General features: G+C 61.7%; 16 protein-coding genes. 6 read left to right on the top strand and 10 right to left on the bottom strand.

Features of this window, described 5'->3' with window-relative positions; all coding sequences use genetic code 11:
* Positions 1 to 183 precede the first annotated feature (183 nt).
* Both DDF70_RS11905 and DDF70_RS11900 read left to right on the top strand, forming a co-directional pair.
* On the top strand, positions 184 to 1,131 hold the full coding sequence (locus tag DDF70_RS11905; RefSeq protein ID WP_114945083.1) for an ABC transporter permease: 948 nt from the start codon (positions 184 to 186) through the stop codon (positions 1,129 to 1,131).
* A complete protein-coding gene (locus DDF70_RS11900; RefSeq protein WP_114945082.1) occupies positions 1,128 to 1,967 on the top strand; it encodes an ABC transporter permease in 840 nt (279 codons plus the stop codon). Before DDF70_RS11905 ends, DDF70_RS11900 begins: the two co-directional genes overlap by 4 nt.
* A gap of 139 nt (positions 1,968 to 2,106) precedes the next feature.
* On the opposite strand, the gene DDF70_RS11895 is transcribed toward DDF70_RS11900, so the two are convergent.
* Positions 2,107 to 3,105 (bottom strand): LLM class flavin-dependent oxidoreductase, encoded by a 999-nt coding sequence (locus DDF70_RS11895; RefSeq protein WP_114945081.1) that lies wholly within the window; start codon positions 3,103 to 3,105, stop codon positions 2,107 to 2,109.
* A 168-nt stretch (positions 3,106 to 3,273) separates the two neighbouring features.
* Entirely contained in the window at positions 3,274 to 4,362 is a 1,089-nt protein-coding gene (locus DDF70_RS11890; protein WP_114945080.1) for a TRAP transporter substrate-binding protein, read from the bottom strand.
* A 575-nt stretch (positions 4,363 to 4,937) separates the two neighbouring features.
* Here DDF70_RS11890 and DDF70_RS11885 point away from each other — a divergent pair.
* Positions 4,938 to 5,696 (top strand): hypothetical protein, encoded by a 759-nt coding sequence (locus DDF70_RS11885; RefSeq protein WP_114945079.1) that lies wholly within the window; start codon positions 4,938 to 4,940, stop codon positions 5,694 to 5,696.
* Between the two features lie 16 nt (positions 5,697 to 5,712).
* Here DDF70_RS11885 and DDF70_RS11880 read toward each other — a convergent pair whose 3' ends face one another.
* From DDF70_RS11880 to DDF70_RS11855, 6 genes are all read right to left on the bottom strand, one after another.
* The gene (locus DDF70_RS11880) at positions 5,713 to 6,789 is read right to left on the bottom strand and encodes a S66 family peptidase (RefSeq protein ID WP_114945078.1); all 1,077 of its coding nucleotides are present in this window, start codon (positions 6,787 to 6,789) and stop codon (positions 5,713 to 5,715) included.
* 104 nt (positions 6,790 to 6,893) lie between these two features.
* A complete protein-coding gene (groL, locus tag DDF70_RS11875) occupies positions 6,894 to 8,519 on the bottom strand; it encodes a chaperonin GroEL (protein WP_114945077.1) in 1,626 nt (541 codons plus the stop codon).
* Between the two features lie 57 nt (positions 8,520 to 8,576).
* A complete protein-coding gene (gene groES / locus DDF70_RS11870) occupies positions 8,577 to 8,891 on the bottom strand; it encodes a co-chaperone GroES (protein WP_114945076.1) in 315 nt (104 codons plus the stop codon).
* Positions 8,892 to 9,281: 390 nt separating this feature from the next.
* The gene (locus DDF70_RS11865) at positions 9,282 to 9,494 is read right to left on the bottom strand and encodes a SlyX family protein (protein ID WP_114945075.1); all 213 of its coding nucleotides are present in this window, start codon (positions 9,492 to 9,494) and stop codon (positions 9,282 to 9,284) included.
* Complete coding sequence (gene trhO, locus DDF70_RS11860) at positions 9,487 to 10,242, bottom strand: oxygen-dependent tRNA uridine(34) hydroxylase TrhO (RefSeq protein ID WP_114945074.1); 756 nt, start codon at positions 10,240 to 10,242, stop codon at positions 9,487 to 9,489. Before trhO ends, DDF70_RS11865 begins: the two co-directional genes overlap by 8 nt.
* Before the next feature lie 139 nt (positions 10,243 to 10,381).
* Complete coding sequence (locus DDF70_RS11855) at positions 10,382 to 11,806, bottom strand: amidase (RefSeq protein ID WP_245435456.1); 1,425 nt, start codon at positions 11,804 to 11,806, stop codon at positions 10,382 to 10,384.
* A gap of 384 nt (positions 11,807 to 12,190) precedes the next feature.
* Here DDF70_RS11855 and DDF70_RS11850 point away from each other — a divergent pair, with 384 nt between their 5' ends.
* The 3 genes from DDF70_RS11850 (at position 12,191) to DDF70_RS11840 (ending at position 13,949) form a co-directional block, all read left to right on the top strand.
* The gene (locus DDF70_RS11850) at positions 12,191 to 12,976 is read left to right on the top strand and encodes a Crp/Fnr family transcriptional regulator (RefSeq protein WP_114945073.1); all 786 of its coding nucleotides are present in this window, start codon (positions 12,191 to 12,193) and stop codon (positions 12,974 to 12,976) included.
* A 104-nt stretch (positions 12,977 to 13,080) separates the two neighbouring features.
* The gene (locus DDF70_RS11845; protein ID WP_162820357.1) at positions 13,081 to 13,365 is read left to right on the top strand and encodes a hypothetical protein; all 285 of its coding nucleotides are present in this window, start codon (positions 13,081 to 13,083) and stop codon (positions 13,363 to 13,365) included.
* A gap of 149 nt (positions 13,366 to 13,514) precedes the next feature.
* A complete protein-coding gene (locus DDF70_RS11840) occupies positions 13,515 to 13,949 on the top strand; it encodes a hypothetical protein (RefSeq protein WP_114945071.1) in 435 nt (144 codons plus the stop codon).
* A 69-nt stretch (positions 13,950 to 14,018) separates the two neighbouring features.
* Here the strand turns inward: DDF70_RS11840 and DDF70_RS11835 are convergent, their stop codons facing one another.
* Entirely contained in the window at positions 14,019 to 15,137 is a 1,119-nt protein-coding gene (locus DDF70_RS11835; protein WP_114945070.1) for an ABC transporter substrate-binding protein, read from the bottom strand.
* A gap of 30 nt (positions 15,138 to 15,167) precedes the next feature.
* Positions 15,168 to 16,307: an N-methyl-L-tryptophan oxidase gene (gene solA / locus DDF70_RS11830; RefSeq protein WP_114945069.1), complete on the bottom strand. Its 1,140-nt coding sequence runs from the start codon at positions 16,305 to 16,307 to the stop codon at positions 15,168 to 15,170.
* Positions 16,308 to 16,322: the final 15 nt, after the last annotated feature.

Below are 16,322 nucleotides of genomic sequence, written 5' to 3'. Positions count from 1 at the left end.
CACAAGCAATTTGATAACATATAACTAAGCTATAGCATCGGCGACTGCTAAGTTGAAACTATATTACAATAATATATCATTATCATGCTTAAAGCTGGCGTGTTGGAGAATTTTTTGTGACCTAATGTTCCAGGAGATCGAAAAGCAATTCTCCTAGCAATCACTCAAGACCATGTTAGATCAATGTCTCGCCTCGTCATCTCACGCCTCGTCTCTCTGGCCGTCACACTGCTGGCGGTGTCGCTCGCGATCTTTCTGATTCTTGAAGTGCTTCCCGGCGATCCGGCGGCGATCATGCTTGGTACCGCCGCGCGGGAGGATACGCTCGCGGCCCTGCGGCAGGAGCTCGGGCTCGATCAGCCGGCACTCGTGCGCTACCTGCATTGGATCGGCGGGCTTCTGCACGGCGATCTAGGGCAGTCGATCACCTACAAGATGCCGGTCTCGACGCTGGTGGCTGAGCGCATGAACGTGACGTTGCCACTGAGCCTTCTCGCAATCGTGATCTCGACCGCGCTCGCCCTGCCGCTCGGCGTCGCGGCGGCCGCGCGACGCGACGGGATCGTGGATCGCGCCGTGCTCGTCTTCAGTCAGCTCGGCGTGGCCGTGCCGAATTTCTGGATCGGCCTTTTGTTCATTCTCTTTTTCTCGACCTGGCTCGGCTGGTTTCCGGCCGGCGGCTTCCCCGGCTGGAGCGCGGGGATCTGGCCTGCCTTCCAGGCGCTTCTGCTCCCCGCCGTGGCGCTCGCGCTGCCGCAGGCCGCCGTGCTCACACGCGTCACGCGCTCCGCAACCCTCGAAGTGATCGGCGCCGATTTCGTGCGCACCGCTCGCGCCAAGGGCGTCGACAAGGGAGGAACGCTGCGCCGCCACGTGGTGCCGAATGCGCTCATTCCGGTCACGACGATCTTAGGCCTGCAGCTTTCGTTCTTCTTCGGCGGAGCGATCCTGGTTGAGAACGTGTTCAACCTGCCGGGCCTCGGACGGCTCGCCTATCAGGCGCTCAACCAGCGCGACCTCGTGGTGATCAAGGATATCGTGCTGATCTTTTCCGGACTTGTGATCGTCGTGAACTTCGTCGTCGACATCGGCTATGCCATCCTCGATCCGCGCCTGAGGGGTCGGTCATGAGCAAGCGCTCCCGCATTCCCTTGAACTCTGCCCTCGTCATCGGCGGCATCCTCACGACGCTTTTGATCGCTACCGCACTCGTATCGCTCGTCTGGACGCCAGAGGTGCCGACGCGCGTTCGCGTCGCAATGCGTCTGAAGGCGCCTGGGGAACTCGGCATTCTGGGCACCGATCATTTCGGCCGCGACGTGGCCTCGCTCCTCATGGTCGGAGCGTGGAACTCGCTCGCCATCGCCTGGCCGGCCGTCCTGCTGGGAGCGGCCATCGGCACGGCCATCGGCTGCGCGGCCGCTGCCTGGAAGGGCATCGCCGACGAGATCGCCATGCGGGTGTCGGACGTGGTCTTCGCCTTCCCCGCCGTGCTCTCCGCCATCATGATCGGTGCGCTCGTGGGTTCCGGCCCGCTTGCGGCGATCCTGGCGATTGCGGTGTTCAACATCCCGGTCTTCGCCCGCGTCACGCGTGGCGTCGCGCTGCAAGTCTGGACGCTCGATTACATCGCGGCGGCCCGCGCCATCGGCAAGCACCCGTTGCGGATCACCTGGGAAGACGTGATGCCCAACATCGCGGGCGCGCTGATCGTGCAAGTGACGATCCAGCTCGCGCTCGCCATCCTGACCGAAGCAGGCTTGAGCTATCTCGGCCTCGGCGTGCGCCCGCCCAATCCGAGCTGGGGGCGCATGCTAAGCGACGCGCAGACCTATCTCTCCCAGGCCCCTCACCTAGCTATCGCGCCAGGTGTCGCCATCGCGCTGTCGGTATTGGGACTGAACCTGCTGGGTGATGGATTGCGCGACGCGCTCGATCCGACATTGAAGGGGCGAGGCGCGGCTTAGGAACGCGAGTGCTTTAATGCCCACCTACACGTCGTCACCGGCCTTGTGCCGGTGACCTCGATGCCGTGGAGCGCCGCGCTCTTCCAATCGGGATGGCCGGCACAAGGCCGGCCATGACGAGAGAAATTTACTGCAGTGCTTAAGCCGCTTTGCTCATCGCCTTGTGCACGTCGCTGAGAATCTCGTACGAGCGCAGGCGCTTGGAATGGTCGTAGATCGCGGCTGCGACCATGACCTCGTCGGCACCGGTCTGCGCGATGAAGCCCTCCAGCCCCTCCCGTACAGTCTTGGCTGAGCCGACGAAGGAGCAGGACAGCATATTCATGGCCTGCGCCTTCTCGTGTGGCGACCAATAGCTCTCGATGTCGTCGATGGGCGGCTGGAGCTTGCCGCGGGCGCCGCGGAACAGGTTCGTGAAGGATTGCTGCGCCGAGGTGAAGAGATGGCGCGCCTCCTCGTCCGTATCGGCAGCAATCACGTTGACGCCCACCATGGCATGGGGCCGGTCGAGCTGGGCGGAAGGCTGGAACCGCTCGCGATACACCTGCAGCGCCTGCATCAGGGCTCCGGGTGCGAAATGGGACGCAAACGCGTAAGGCAGGCCCAGCATGGCGGCGAGTTGCGCGCCGAACAGGCTGGAGCCGAGAATCCAGATCGGTACATTCGAGCCTGCCCCCGGCACGGCCTGGATCACCTGATCGGGCTGGACGGGTCCGAGAAGCGCCTGCAACTCGAGCACGTCCTGTGGGAAGGTGTCGGCCGATGTGGGATCGCGGCGAAGCGCGCGGAGCGTGCGCTGGTCCGTACCCGGAGCGCGGCCGACACCCAGATCAATGCGCCCGGGAAAGAGAGCATCCAGGGTGCCGAACTGCTCGGCGATCACCAGGGGCGAGTGGTTCGGCAGCATGATGCCGCCCGCACCGATCCGCATGGTCTTCGTGCCGCCGGCCACATGGCCGATCACGACGCTCGTCGCGGCACTCGCGATGCCGACCATGTTGTGGTGCTCAGCTAGCCAGTAGCGATTGTAGCCCCAGGCTTCGGCGTGCTGCGCCAGATCGAGCGTGTTGCGCAAGGCATCGGAGGGCGTGAAGCCTTCGGGAACGGGCGCGAGATCGAGGACCGAGAAGGGAGGCATGATTAAGCTTTCTGGTGCGGTTCAAGGCCGGACAAGGGTTGCCATGAGATCATCATTCCATGGGTCGGATGCAACCCTCCAGCCTCCTGTTTGAGGCACACCAGCCCTGCAAAGAAAAAACCCGGCGCTTGAGACGCCGGGTTCTGCACTATGATCGTCGGTTTAGACTTAACCGCGGGTGCGGGCGCGGATCATGTAGGTGTCGAAGGCGTATTCGGCGACTTGGAACCAGAGATATTCCTCGTTGCGGAAGGCGCGGAGCGAGTCGATCAGCTTCTTGAAGTCCGCATTCTGCGCGGAAATCTCCGCATAGACCTCGTTCGTTGCCTTGTAGGCAGCGTCGAGGATCTCCTGCGAGAACGGACGCAGCTGGGCGCCGGCACCCACGAGGCTGCGCAGGGCGGCCGGGTTCTTGGCGTCGTACTTGGCCAGCATGTCCATGTTGGCGGCCATGCAGCCTGCCTGCAGGATCGCCTGATAGTTCTTCGGCAGGGATTCCCACTTGCCCTTGTTGAACAGGAAGTGGAGGGTCAGGCCGCCCTCCCAGAAGCCCGGATAGTAGTAGTACGGCGCGACCTTCTGGAAGCCGAGCTTCTCGTCGTCGTAAGGTCCGATCCACTCGGCGGCGTCGATGGTGCCACGCTCGAGGGATGGGTAGATGTCGCCGCCCGCCACCTGCTGCGGAATGACACCGAGCTTGGCCATCACCTGACCGGCGATTCCGGCGATACGCATCTTGAGGCCCTTCAGATCCTCGACGGTCTTGATCTCCTTTCGGAACCAGCCGCCCATCTGCGTGCCCGTGTTGCCGCCCGGCAGAGCATACAGATTGTGCTTCGCCATGAAGTCGTTGACGAGGCCGATGCCGCCGCCGTGATACTGCCAGGCATTGAGCTGGCGGGCGTTGAGCGTGAACGGCACCGCAGCGGCGGCCGCGAAGGTCGGATCCTTGCCGACATAGTAATAGGCGGCCGTATGGGCCATTTCGACCGTGCCGGCCGAGACGGCGTCCGCCGCCTGGAAAGTGCCGACGATCTCACCTGCGGAGAACGGCTGGATCTGGAACTTGCCTTCGGTCGCTTCCGACACGTACTTCGCCAGGAAGTCTGCGCCGCCATAGATGGTATCGAGCGACTTCGGGAAGCCCGACGTCAGACGCCAGCGGATTTCCGGGTTGGACTGGGCAATGGCGGGCTTGGCAACGGCGCCGGCAGCGAGACCTGCGCCGGCGGTTGCGAGAAAATGACGGCGTTTCATCGGAGCTTACTCCAGTTCGAGGGCTGTCGCGCTTTGAGGAAGAGTCGGTAACAAGGGATGCTCGACCTTGAGTAAAGTTAGACTAAAGAAGAAGTTAGTATCGCAGTCCGTGCGGCAACCGGCTCTCTCCCTATCCTAGAACGATCTCCTTCTTAGCCTCAACCTGTTGATATCTTGAGGATGTTGCTCTTTCCGCCGAGAGATTCGTTTCAGCAGCAATGTTTCACAAATCTCTTAGGCATGAATTCAACGCAACGGCCCTCTGCCAAGCTTGCATGGACAACACGACATGAAGGACGACAACCAAGGAGTGTACCGCTTTGAGGCCGATTGCACACGAACTTCTGCGCATTGCTCAATGATATAAAGTAGATGAAATTAGTCATTATTTCGATAAATGTTTCGCTTCAGTAAATTCCAACGGTCCCGCCGTTTTTACTTAAAAAAGCATCAGTATCACCAAAGCATACCTCTAAGGAGATAAGAGGAACCTGTCTAAAAGTCACAGTTCAGCCGCAATCTTTAATTGAGCTTTACCCAAGCAAGGGGAAGAGCCAAAGTGCTCTTATAGGCCGATGAACAGAACGCTTATTTTGCTTGGTGCGTCCATCGTCACGCTTGGGACGATTTCCAGCGGCGCCGAGGCCCGGCTGGTTCGCTACGAGATCAACGGGAAACACTATTCCTACAGCACGAACAATCGCGCCCAGACGGCCGAAGCCAGGAAGCGGATCGCGGCGGCAAAGGCTGCCGAGGCCGCGAAGGCGAAGGCCGAGGCGGAAAAGGCCAAGAACCCGCTCGTGGCGGCGTTCGGCTCAGCAACCCAAAAGGAAGCCACGGAGGCGCATGAACGGCTTCAAAAGATCCTCTCCGGACCGACGGAGTACATGGCGGTCTCCCAGGGCCCCCGCGACCGCACGAGTGATTCCGACAAGAAGCCACAGGACAAGCAGCCATCACAGGCGTCCGTCGCTAAGCCGTCGCAACAGCCGATCGCCGTCGTCCGCACGCCGCCCAGGCCGATCCTGGCCTCGGCGTCGGTTGCATCGCTCGTGATTGCCGAGCCGGTCGATCCGCACCGTCGGACCAAGGTGAAGTCCGTCTCCTTCGACATCCAGACAGGAATCAAGACGACGATCATGATCGACGGCACCATCGAGGAGGAGCCGTTCGACAGCAGCGCCCTTACCTTCCTCGCTCCCGAGCCGGAGAAAGTGAACAGCCTGACGGCCTTCGTGAACCAACTGCGCAAGATGGCGCCCGAGGACATGACCGGCTCGATCAGAACCAGCGTCGCCGAGCCGGGAGACACAGGGCTGATCCGGCATCGGTAGGGCTGCGGAAGCGTCTTCAGTAATTTGCTGCAGTAACGCCCGGCTCCAGGAGTGTGAGCCGGGACCGGCTGCAATCGATCTCTGCCGTGACGCCATATGGCAATGTCGTCATCGGGTCGGTGTGCCCGAAATCGCACTCAGCCAGAACGGGAAGGTGCTGCAAGCCTGCCTCGGCGAGCGCGCGCAAGACCGCCTTCTCCTGCTCTCTCCTATATGCCTCATCCGTCTGCCCGCCGGGCCGCCCGAGAACAATGCCCGAGAGACGAGGCAAGATGCCCTGAGCGGCGAAATTGCGCAGCCATCGCAGGACATGGCTTGCCGGTGGAGCCTCCTCGGAGGTCTCATAGAAGAGGATCGCGCTGTTCCAATAATCCGCCGGCGGCCACCAATCCGAGCCCTTCAGCATCTCCAGAACCTCCGCGCATCCACCGATGAGTTGGCCCCGAGCAATGCCCGTTCCCTGCAGGATGCGGGGCCCTGTCGAGGGCGTCAGTGTTCTGCGACGGCTCTGGTTCGCGGGGTCCTTCCAGGGCAGGCGCTCGACGGTCCACCCTTCCGAGTTTGGCTCGATCTCGCCGATGGGGCCCGTTTGAAAGATGACTTTGCGCAGAGCCTTCTCGGTGTAGGCGTGCATGCCGCCGTTCTCGGCAAAACCTGCCATGATCGTGGGACCGTAGAAGGACCCCAACCCTGCCTTGAGGCACCCGAAGTGCAGGACGGTCGGATCGGAGTAGCCGAGAAAGATCTTCGGATTGTCCGCAATCACATTCAGGTCGATATATGGGATCAGGCGGATCGCATCGTCGCCGCCGATACTCGCAATGACGCCTTTGATCGAGTTATCCGCAAAGGCAGCGTGAATGTCGTCGGCCCGAGCCTGGGGATTCCGATCAAGCCATGCGGCATCGCGAAGGGCATGAGGCATGTCGATAGGCTCAAGCCCGAAGAGCTCCGCCAAATACGCCTTGCCTGCCTCGTAGCGATGCGGAAAGGTCGCGGGCCCGCCCCAGCTCGTCGAAACGATGGCAATACGGTCGCCAGCCTTGAGGGCCCGCGGTTTAACGAGAGGTCTTCTCCACCAACGATCAGCCATAGCGTCTCCGCGGGTCGACGATTTGCCTCTTGTCGCAGATTGAACGCTCAAAGAAAACGGCGCCGCTTGCACGGCGCCGTTCGCTCTTTGGATGAGGCTGGAGCTTAGAAGTCCATGCCGCCGGCCGGCATCGCCGGAGCCGCCTCCTTCTTGGGCTTTTCAGCGATCATAGCCTCGGTCGTGATGAGAAGGCCTGCAACGGAGGCGGCGTCCTCGAGAGCGACACGCACGACCTTCGCCGGGTCGATGATGCCGAGCTTGTAGAGGTCGCCGTACTCGCCGGTCTGAGCGTTCCAGCCTGCGGAGTAGTCCGTCGCTTCCGCCACCTTGCCGACGATTACGGATCCGTCCTCACCGGCGTTGAGAGCGATCTGCCGGGCAGGAGCCTGGAGCGCCCGACGCACGATTTCGACGCCGGTCTTCTGATCGTCGTTGACTGGTTTCACCGACTCGAGAGCCTTGAGGGCGCGCAGCAGCGCGACGCCGCCGCCGGGCAGGATGCCCTCCTCGACAGCCGCCTTGGTGGCGTGCATGGCATCGTCGACGCGGTCCTTCTTCTCCTTGACCTCGACCTCGGTCGCGCCGCCGACGCGGATCACCGCGACGCCGCCGGCGAGCTTGGCCAGACGCTCCTGGAGCTTCTCACGGTCGTAGTCCGAGGTGGTCTCCTCGATCTGCGCCTTGATCTGGCCGACGCGTGCTTCGATGTCGCGCTTGTCGCCGGCACCATCCACGATGGTGGTGTTCTCCTTCTCGATCACCACCTTCTTGGCGCGTCCGAGCATCGGCAAGGTGACGGTCTCGAGCTTGATGCCGAGATCTTCGGAGACAACCTGTCCCTTGGTGAGGACGGCGATGTCCTCGAGCATGGCCTTGCGGCGGTCGCCGAAGCCCGGAGCCTTGACGGCGGCGATCTTCAGGCCGCCGCGCAGCTTGTTGACCACGAGGGTGGCGAGAGCCTCGCCTTCCACGTCCTCGGCGATGATGAGGAGCGGCTTGCCGGTCTGAACGACGGCTTCGAGCACGGGCAACATGGCCTGGAGGCCCGAGAGCTTCTTCTCATGAATGAGGATGTAGGGATCCTCCAGCTCCACACGCATCTTCTCGGCGTTGGTGATGAAGTACGGCGAGAGATAGCCGCGGTCGAACTGCATACCCTCGACGACTTCGAGCTCGGTTTCGAGCGACTTCGCCTCTTCGACGGTGATCACGCCCTCGTTGCCGACCTTCTGCATGGCTTCAGCCAGCATGCGGCCAACCTCGGCGTCGCCGTTCGCCGAGATGGTGCCGACCTGGACGATCTCGTCGTTCGAGGTCACCTTCTTGGCGTTCTTCTTGAGATCCGCCACCACGGCCTCGACGGCCATGTCGATGCCGCGCTTGAGGTCCATCGGGTTCATGCCGGCCGCCACGGATTTGGCGCCCTCGCGCACGATGGCCTGGGCCAGAACCGTCGCCGTGGTGGTGCCGTCACCGGCGCGGTCGTTCTGCTTAGAAGCGACCTCGCGCACCATCTGGGCGCCCATGTTCTCGAACTTGTCGGAGAGCTCGATCTCCTTGGCGACGGTGACGCCGTCCTTGGTGATGCGCGGCGCGCCGAAGGACTTCTCGATCACCACGTTGCGGCCCTTGGGACCCAGCGTGACCTTCACGGCGTCGGCCAGAATATCGACGCCGCGCAGCATCTTCTCGCGAGCGTCCAGGGCGAATTTGACTTCCTTAGCAGCCATTGTTCGTCACTCCTGATGAGACGTAACGATGTGTGACTCTGATTGTGGGACTTGGCCTTAGGCGGCCTTCTTCTGGGCGGCCGACTGTTCCAGCACGCCCATGATGTCGCTCTCCTTCATGATCAGGAGATCCTCGCCATCGATCTTCACTTCCGTGCCCGACCATTTGCCGAAGAGCACGGTGTCGCCGACCTTGACGTCGAGGAGAACGAGCTGGCCCTGGTCGTTGCGGGCGCCGGGACCGACAGCGATCACCTCGCCCTGCTGGGGCTTCTCCTTGGCCGTGTCGGGGATGATGATCCCACCCGCCGTCTTCTCCTCGGCATCGATGCGCTTGACCACGATACGGTCATGCAAAGGACGGAACTTCATGAAGCTTCCTCCAATGATATCAGCGTGTTAACTGCTCACACGGAGCCTCTCGGGGCCTCCGCGGGCGATGATTTGGTTGAACAAGCTTCACCGTTCAAGAGGGCGACAGAAAAATTTTTGGCAGTGGTGGGAACCGGGCGAGAGCCGAATGCTCCTTCCGACGAAAGAGGCATGGTTTTGAACACCTTCCAAACGCCACAGGCACTGGAGCGGAGACAGGACGAGGTATTCCCCTCCTTATCATACCGGTCTCGCGCCGGTGATCTCGCTTCCGTAAAGAGCCGCGCCCTTCTCATCGGGATGGCCGGCACAAGGCCGGCCATGACGAGGAAGGATCCAACACACGATCCTGGTATCGGCTCCGCAGCCGAGACAACCGGCGCAGCCTTGCTAGTAATGCGGCGGCGGAGGCTCGGGCGTGGAGTTCCCGCCCGCGTTGTCCTCGACTTCTTGGACACGGTCGAGCAGTTCGTTGAGCTGCCGTTTGAGGCTGTCGATCAGCTTCCACTGGGCAATGACGGTCTGGTTCAGGTCCTCGATTACCTGGTCCTGATAGGCGGCGCGCACCTCGAGCGCCTCGATGCGGGTCTCGACGTCACTCATCGGATTGCCCTGCCCCGTCCGGCTGCTCGACGAGTCCGTGGCCGAGCGCGATGCGCTCGTCGAACACGAAGCACCCGCCGTTCCAGCGGCTCTCCGTTTCCGGAACCTCTTCAAGATATTTCAGAATGCCGCCCTTGAGATGGAACACCTCTTCGAAGCCCTGGGCCAGCATGTAGGAACTGGCCTTCTCGCACCGGATACCGCCGGTGCAGAACATGGCGACCTTCCTGTGCTGCTTCGGGTCGAGCTCCTTCTCCACGAAGTCCTTGAACTCGCTGAAGCGCTTGATCCGGGGATCGACCGCTCCCTCGAAGGTGCCCATCTCGACCTCGAAATCGTTACGTGTGTCGAGCAACACGATGCCGGGCTCGTCCAAGAGCCGGTTCCACTCGGCGGGCGTCACATAGGTCCCGACCTGACGCAGCGGATCGGTCTGCGGATCGCCGAGGGTCACGATCTCCTTCTTGAGCCGCACCTTCATCCGCTTGAACGGCATCTCCGCCGCGCTCGAGAACTTGAGCTCGAGATTGTCGAGGCGGCCGTTGAAAAGCGGGCCGTCACGCAGCTCGGCCATAAGCCCGTCGATGGCCTCACCGGTCCCGGCCACCGTCCCGTTGATGCCCTCATGGGCAAGGAGCAGCGTGCCCCGGATTCCGAGGTCGAGGCAGAGCTTGTGCAGCGGGTCCTTCAGCTCCCGGAAGTCCGGCAGCGGGACGAACTGGTAGAGAGCGGCAACTTTGTACGTCATGGCGGCTGTTTATCAGCAGCTCTCATGGGAGAAAACCCATCCACCCGAGCCCTGATGTCGCTTCGATAGTCCCGCCTCTTCGAGCAACCGGAATGACTGGGGCAAGCCCGGCCATGACCGGCGAATGTGAGCCATGCCGCTACAGCTTCGGCCAGGGTCGCTTGTTCGCGCACATCGTCTCCCAGGCTTGAGAGAGCCGCAACACGCCCACATCGTCGAAGCGGCGGCCAATGATCTGGAGGCCGATGGGAAGGCCCGCCTTCGTGAAGCCCGCATTGACGGAAGAGGCAGGCTGGTCCGACATGTTGAAGGCGACCGTATAGCCGATATGCTCGAACGGCTCCTCCGGATTATGAATGGGCGACGCCAGTTCCGCCGGATAGGCCACGCAGGGCGCCACCGGTGAAATAACGAAATCGAAGCGGTGGGTTGCGGCGACGGCCGCATGGCGCATCACCATCATCTGGTTCATGCCGCTATACACTTCTGCGCCGGTCAGATCCTTGCCACCTTCCGCCCATTGCAGGATGTAGGGCAGAATCTTCCCACGCTCCTCGTCGCTCAAGGGAGCCATGTCCATCCAGGCCCGCTGGCGCCAGAAATCGTCGAGGCCGTCGAGCATCTCGCGGGTAATGAAGGGCGGCACATCCTCGATGATCGCACCGGCGTCCTGGAAAGCCTTCGCTGCCTTCTCGATGGCGGCACGAACCTCCGGGTCGAGCGGCATGCCGATGCCCGCCTGCATCATCACGCCGATGGTCAGGCCTTTCACGTCGATATCGAGATCGAGCCATGGCAGATCCTGATACGGCAGGCTCATGGGATCGCGCGGGTCGGGGCGCGTGAGGCTTCTCATTATGAGGGCCGCGTCGCGCACGGTGCGGGTCATCGGCCCTGCAACACGCCCGTAATAGGTTGGATCGATCGGGATGCGGCCGAAGCTGGGTTTGAGGCCGAACACGCCGCACCAGGACGCCGGCAGGCGGATCGAACCGCCGATATCGGTGCCGATATGGAACGGCCCATAGCCGGCTGCTGCGGCTGCGCCCGCCCCCGCCGAGCTGCCGCCCGGGTTCTTGGAGAGATCCCATGGATTGCGCGCGAGCGGATGGAAGCTCGAAAGGCCCGAGGAGAGCATGCCGTAATCCGGCATGGTGGTCTTGGCGAGGATGATCACCCCATCCTCGCGCAGTCGCGCCGCCGCCGGCGCATCCTCGGCGGCCGGGACGAGCGGGCGTGCCGCGGTGCCGAGCGGCACCGGCGTTCCTTTGGTGGCGATGTTCTCCTTGATCGTGGCCGGAACGCCATCCAGCGCCCTCGCCTCTCCGTTCATCCAGCGCTGCTCCGAGGCCCGTGCATCGCGAAGCGCCGCATCCGGATCGAAGGCGTAGAGAGCCTGGAGTTGCGGTTCATATGCATCGATCCGCGCAATCACGGCCTTCGTGACATCCACCGGCGACACAGCCTTGCGAGCATACGCTTCGAGTAGCTCTGGAGCAGACCAGTCGGCCAGGTCCACCGGCGCAGCGCCGCGTGCCTGATGCGAGGATGATTGCGTACTCAATGCGAAAGTCTCCCAAGGAATCGGCCCGTAGCCATGCTGGATTCTTCCGTGAGACCGGTAAACCTGTTTTCCCCGCGATCATGCGCATGGGCCCATGACATCAGCGCAGGGGCAGGCCTCGAAAGGTAATCGCGCCCCTGGGCCGCACTCTTTGGAGGCATGCTCCATCGGGGAACGGCACAAAGCGAAGAGCCCGTTGTTGCTCTGAAGTCAAGCAGAGGCTTCGGTTCCAACACTTTCCTGCAGGGAGGGCCAACCAGCGAATGAGAAACGCCTGTTCATAAGGGACCCATCGGGATTGCACATTTTTGGAATGTGATATCAATATCAGGACGGATCTCAGGTTACCCCGTCCGGGGATCCGAAACGCGGTGAGACCCTGCCATGAAGAATGGTATGAAGGCCGTCATCCACCGGAGAAACCAGCTCCTCGCTGCTTTGGAGCCAGACGATTATTTGTGGCTGGAGTCCCATCTCGAAGTTGTCGACCTCCCGCGAGGGAAGGTTGTGTATCAGGCCGGAGAACGGATCCGGCATGCCTATTTCCCGCATGATGCCGTCATTTCCCTAGTCGCCGCTTTACAGGATGGGGGTTCCGTCGAGATGGCGCATTTCGGCCGGGAATCCGTCGTCGGCTTCATGAGCGCGCTCATCATGCCTCAATCGTTCGGACGCTACGTCACCCAGGTTGCCGGAACGGCGTCGCGTATTCCTTTGGATCGCTTGAGAGATGTGATTGAGAGGCGCGAGAACATGCGCAGCTTATTGTTCCGGTACACGGACGCCCTCTTGGCGCAGACGCTTCAAGCCGTCGCCTGCAATGCCATCCACAGTGTGGAAGCCCGCTGCTGCCGTGCCATCCTGAGCACCCGCGACAGAACCGAAAAGGACGACGTCCCTCTCACGCATGAAATCCTCGCCGAAATGCTGGGGGTTCAGCGCTCTACGGTCAGCAGCGTTACGAGCACGCTCCAGCGGATGGGACTGGTCAGCCAAGGTCGTGGAACGATCAGGATCACCGACCACGAAGGCCTCGAGAGGACGACCTGCGAGTGCTACCACACCATCCGCCAAAGCTTCGAACGGCTTCTGCCCGGGCTCTCCGAACAGGGAGCACCCGATAGGAAAGATCGCCCGGCTCCTACCAAGAAAAGAAATACGGCAATTTGATCGAAAGAAAGATTTCTTCCGGTTTTGTCGGGTTCCCAACAGACGGGGTAACCCTACCTCAGTATTCTAAGGCTCTATTAACGAAAGTTAATATGAGGAACGAGATGAGCGATACTAAGTTTCATAAAGATGAACAGTATAACGGGGCCATCTTTCCTAGAATCTATCCATCAAGCGTCCAGCCGCTACTTCAATCCCTTCTCGCGACCTTGGCCGACATCGATTTCGATTACGAACAGGAGCGTCAGAAACTAAGTAACACTTCCCCGGACACGAATCTCAAGATTCGCGCACTCGAAAGGCTGAAAGCACGCCATTATGAGCGTCGGCAGCCCTATATTCAGCAACTCGCCATCCTGCAGAAGCGCATGATGGAATTTACAGCCTAATCAAACGTCTCCTTGTACGGCGTAATTCAGACGCCAAGCGCCGCAACCAACAATAATTCTCTGGGGCATCAGCACTCAACGAGGCAGGTCGCCTGAGTGCTTTCACAAGACCTGAGCACAGACCGACTGCTCATGAGGGATTGTAGCCAATGACTGAGGAAGAGATCGAAATCGTTGCAGAGGAGCTGGCCAAGATCGGTGGCGTGACTTGGTATCCAGGCCGCGAAAAGGGAACCCTGATGCGGGTCGTCTGCGACCGTTACCGCGACAGGGCCAGGGTGGCAATTCAAGCGCTTGAGCGCTACCGGGCCGGCCAGCAGGCGGCCCTTGAACAGGACAACAGACAGGTCACTACGCTTTCGGCCAGCAACGAGCCGCATGCATCGGCCCATGACGAGATCAGGCCCGGCGTGACCGTCGTCTACCGCCCCCCGGGGGACCGGAGGGCCTATTCCTGCCGCGTTGTCGAAATCGAGGGCAATCGTGCGTATCTTGCCCCCATTCTCAGGGCGTGCACGGACTGGGTGTCCATCGAGCATCTCGTCCCGATGCAGGAGCCCGACAAGGCCGCTGCTCACGATTGAGCATTGTCGCCGCAACGAAAGGGCGGCTCCATCAGGAGCCGCCTTCGTCTTAGCTGGGCAAGTCGCCCCTCACTGAGCGAGCTTGCTGTACGTACCGCCCTTCCAGACATTGATGTTGTATTTCGGATCCTTGATGTCGCCCTTCTCGTCGAAGGTCACCGGACCGAGGACCGTATCGACGTTCGTACTGCGCAACGTCTTGGCCACCGCCTTTGGATCCGCGCTGCCGGCCTTTGCGATGCCACCGGCGATGGCCTGAACTGTCGCATATGAGAACAGCGTAAAGCCCTCCGGCACAAAGCCGATCTTCTGGAACTGCTCCAGTGCTCCCTTGGCGGCATCGTTGTCACGTCCGTCCGGCGGGAAGGTGAACAGGGTCCCGTCGGCCGCAGGCCCAGCCACGGCACCGAATTCCGGTGTCGCAATGCTGTCGCCCATCATCAGCTGGAACTTGTAGCCCTGATCGGCGGCCTGCCGCATGATCAACCCGGCCTCGGTGTGGTAGCCGCCGAAATAGAGGAACTCGACGCCCTGGCTCTTGAGGCGATTGACCACCGCCTTGTAATCCTTTTCGCCGGCATTGATGCCCTCGTAGAGCACTTCCTTGACCCCGGCGCCGTTGAGGGAAGCCTTCACAACATCCGCAAGGCCTTTGCCGTAGGCGCTCTTGTCGTGGAGAATCCCGATCTTCTTGGTGCCGTAGTTCTGCTTGATCCACGGCCCGATGAACTTGCCCTGCGCATCGTCACGTCCATAGAGTCGCATGATGGTCGACCAGCCCTGCTCGGCCGCCTTGTCGGTCATGGCCGGATTGCTGGAGGCTGGGCTCATCATCAGGACATCCGCTTCCGCATAGACCTCGGAGGCCGGGATCGACGAGCCCGAGCAGGCGTGGCCATCGACGAACTTGATGCCCTCGGACACGATGCGGTTGGCGATGGCTACGGCCTGCTTGGGATCGCAGGCGTCGTCATAGACGACGATCTTGACGGTCTTTCCGTTCACGCCACCGTTGTTGTTGATGGCCTGTGCGGCCAGCTCGGCACCGTTCTTGAGCTGCTCGCCGATGGTGGCGACTGCGCCGGTCATGGGCCCGGCCACGGCAATCGCGATGTCCTCCGCGCGGGCCAGCCCGGTTCCTGCCAGCAGGGCCAGAATCGACAGATGACAGACGTATCCCTTCTTCATGGCAGCTCCTCCAGAATTTGATTTGTCGTCTCAGGCCGATTGTGCGCCAAAGCGATCAAGCCTGAACCGAGAGATGTCGTTCGCGGACTCATTTCCAAGGGCGAGGTCGGCCAGCACCTCCCCGATCACGCTCGCAAACTTGAAGCCGTGGCCCGAACAGGGCGAGGCCAGCACGATCCGCGGGTCGGCCGATGACCGGTCGATCACGAAGTCCTCATCCGGCGTGCGGGTATAAATGCAGGTCCGCATTGCCTTGAGCGGCCCGTTGGCATCCGGCATCGCCAGGGCGAGCATTTGCCGAATATGCGCCTCGTCCTCGGCTCCGCCGTCCTGCGCCAGGTCATTGGCCGACGGGAGATCAGCGCCTTTGCGGTGGGAGGCCGTTTTGACGCCCGTACCGGCGAGATCCGGGAAACCGTAGCAGGCGTCGTCTTCGGATTCGAAGATGAAGACCGGGCACCGATCAGGCGTGTATGAAGCCGGTCGGAGGGGCTCGAACCAGCCGAGCACCTGGCGCGTCAGCTTGAGGTGCGGCCTCAGTTCGGGTGCGAAATCGCCGATCCAGGCGCCTGCCGCGATGATGACCGATCCGGCCTCGATCTCACCGGCGTCGGTCGTGACGCGGACGCCGGAGCCGACCGGCTCGATGGCGAGGACACGTGTCCCGGTCCTGACCTCGGCGCCATGCCGCTGTGCAAGTCCGACGAATTGCCGGATAGCAAGCTCCGGTCGCAGGAATCCGCCGTCCGGCTGATACAATCCGGTCCAATGGGACGGGACCTTGAACGCGGGAAAGCGCCGGTTGATCTCGTCCGCGCTCAGGACTTCGTGCTCGAGCCCGTGCAGCCGGGACGCTTCCAGGGAGCCTTCGACAACCTGACAGCCGGGAAAGCCCGCCTCGAGAACTCCCGTGACGGTCAGAACCGTCTCGCCGGAGAGCTTCTCGAGTTCGCGCCATTTTTCCAAGGCCCGACGGGCCAGCGGCACATAGGACGGGTGTTCGAAATAGGAAAGCCTGATGATCCGGCTCTCCCCATGCGAGGAGCCCTTGTCGTGGCCCGGCTCGAATTGTTCGATTCCGATCGCACGCCGCCCTCGGCGGGCGAGCTCGAAGAGCGCGGCGCTTCCCATTGCGCCCAATCCGATCACCGCTACATCGAACGACGCCATCGATTACACCTTTCA

This window comes from Microvirga calopogonii (assembly GCF_003347665.1).
Classification (GTDB): domain Bacteria; phylum Pseudomonadota; class Alphaproteobacteria; order Rhizobiales; family Beijerinckiaceae; genus Microvirga; species Microvirga calopogonii.
This window is presented reverse-complemented; position numbering and strand designations above follow the sequence as displayed.

Coding starts and splice junctions, on each gene's coding strand:
- DDF70_RS11835 (WP_114945070.1), bottom strand. CDS start 15,137: ATGAAGAAGGGATACGTCTGTCATCTGTCGATTCTGGCCCTGCTGGCA.
- DDF70_RS11885 (WP_114945079.1), top strand. CDS start 4,938: ATGAACAGAACGCTTATTTTGCTTGGTGCGTCCATCGTCACGCTTGGG.
- solA (WP_114945069.1), bottom strand. CDS start 16,307: ATGGCGTCGTTCGATGTAGCGGTGATCGGATTGGGCGCAATGGGAAGC.
- DDF70_RS11895 (WP_114945081.1), bottom strand. CDS start 3,105: ATGCCTCCCTTCTCGGTCCTCGATCTCGCGCCCGTTCCCGAAGGCTTC.
- DDF70_RS11850 (WP_114945073.1), top strand. CDS start 12,191: ATGAAGAATGGTATGAAGGCCGTCATCCACCGGAGAAACCAGCTCCTC.
- DDF70_RS11905 (WP_114945083.1), top strand. CDS start 184: ATGTCTCGCCTCGTCATCTCACGCCTCGTCTCTCTGGCCGTCACACTG.
- groL (WP_114945077.1), bottom strand. CDS start 8,519: ATGGCTGCTAAGGAAGTCAAATTCGCCCTGGACGCTCGCGAGAAGATG.
- DDF70_RS11880 (WP_114945078.1), bottom strand. CDS start 6,789: ATGGCTGATCGTTGGTGGAGAAGACCTCTCGTTAAACCGCGGGCCCTC.
- DDF70_RS11865 (WP_114945075.1), bottom strand. CDS start 9,494: ATGAGTGACGTCGAGACCCGCATCGAGGCGCTCGAGGTGCGCGCCGCC.
- groES (WP_114945076.1), bottom strand. CDS start 8,891: ATGAAGTTCCGTCCTTTGCATGACCGTATCGTGGTCAAGCGCATCGAT.
- DDF70_RS11840 (WP_114945071.1), top strand. CDS start 13,515: ATGACTGAGGAAGAGATCGAAATCGTTGCAGAGGAGCTGGCCAAGATC.
- DDF70_RS11845 (WP_162820357.1), top strand. CDS start 13,081: ATGAGCGATACTAAGTTTCATAAAGATGAACAGTATAACGGGGCCATC.
- DDF70_RS11890 (WP_114945080.1), bottom strand. CDS start 4,362: ATGAAACGCCGTCATTTTCTCGCAACCGCCGGCGCAGGTCTCGCTGCC.
- trhO (WP_114945074.1), bottom strand. CDS start 10,242: ATGACGTACAAAGTTGCCGCTCTCTACCAGTTCGTCCCGCTGCCGGAC.
- DDF70_RS11900 (WP_114945082.1), top strand. CDS start 1,128: ATGAGCAAGCGCTCCCGCATTCCCTTGAACTCTGCCCTCGTCATCGGC.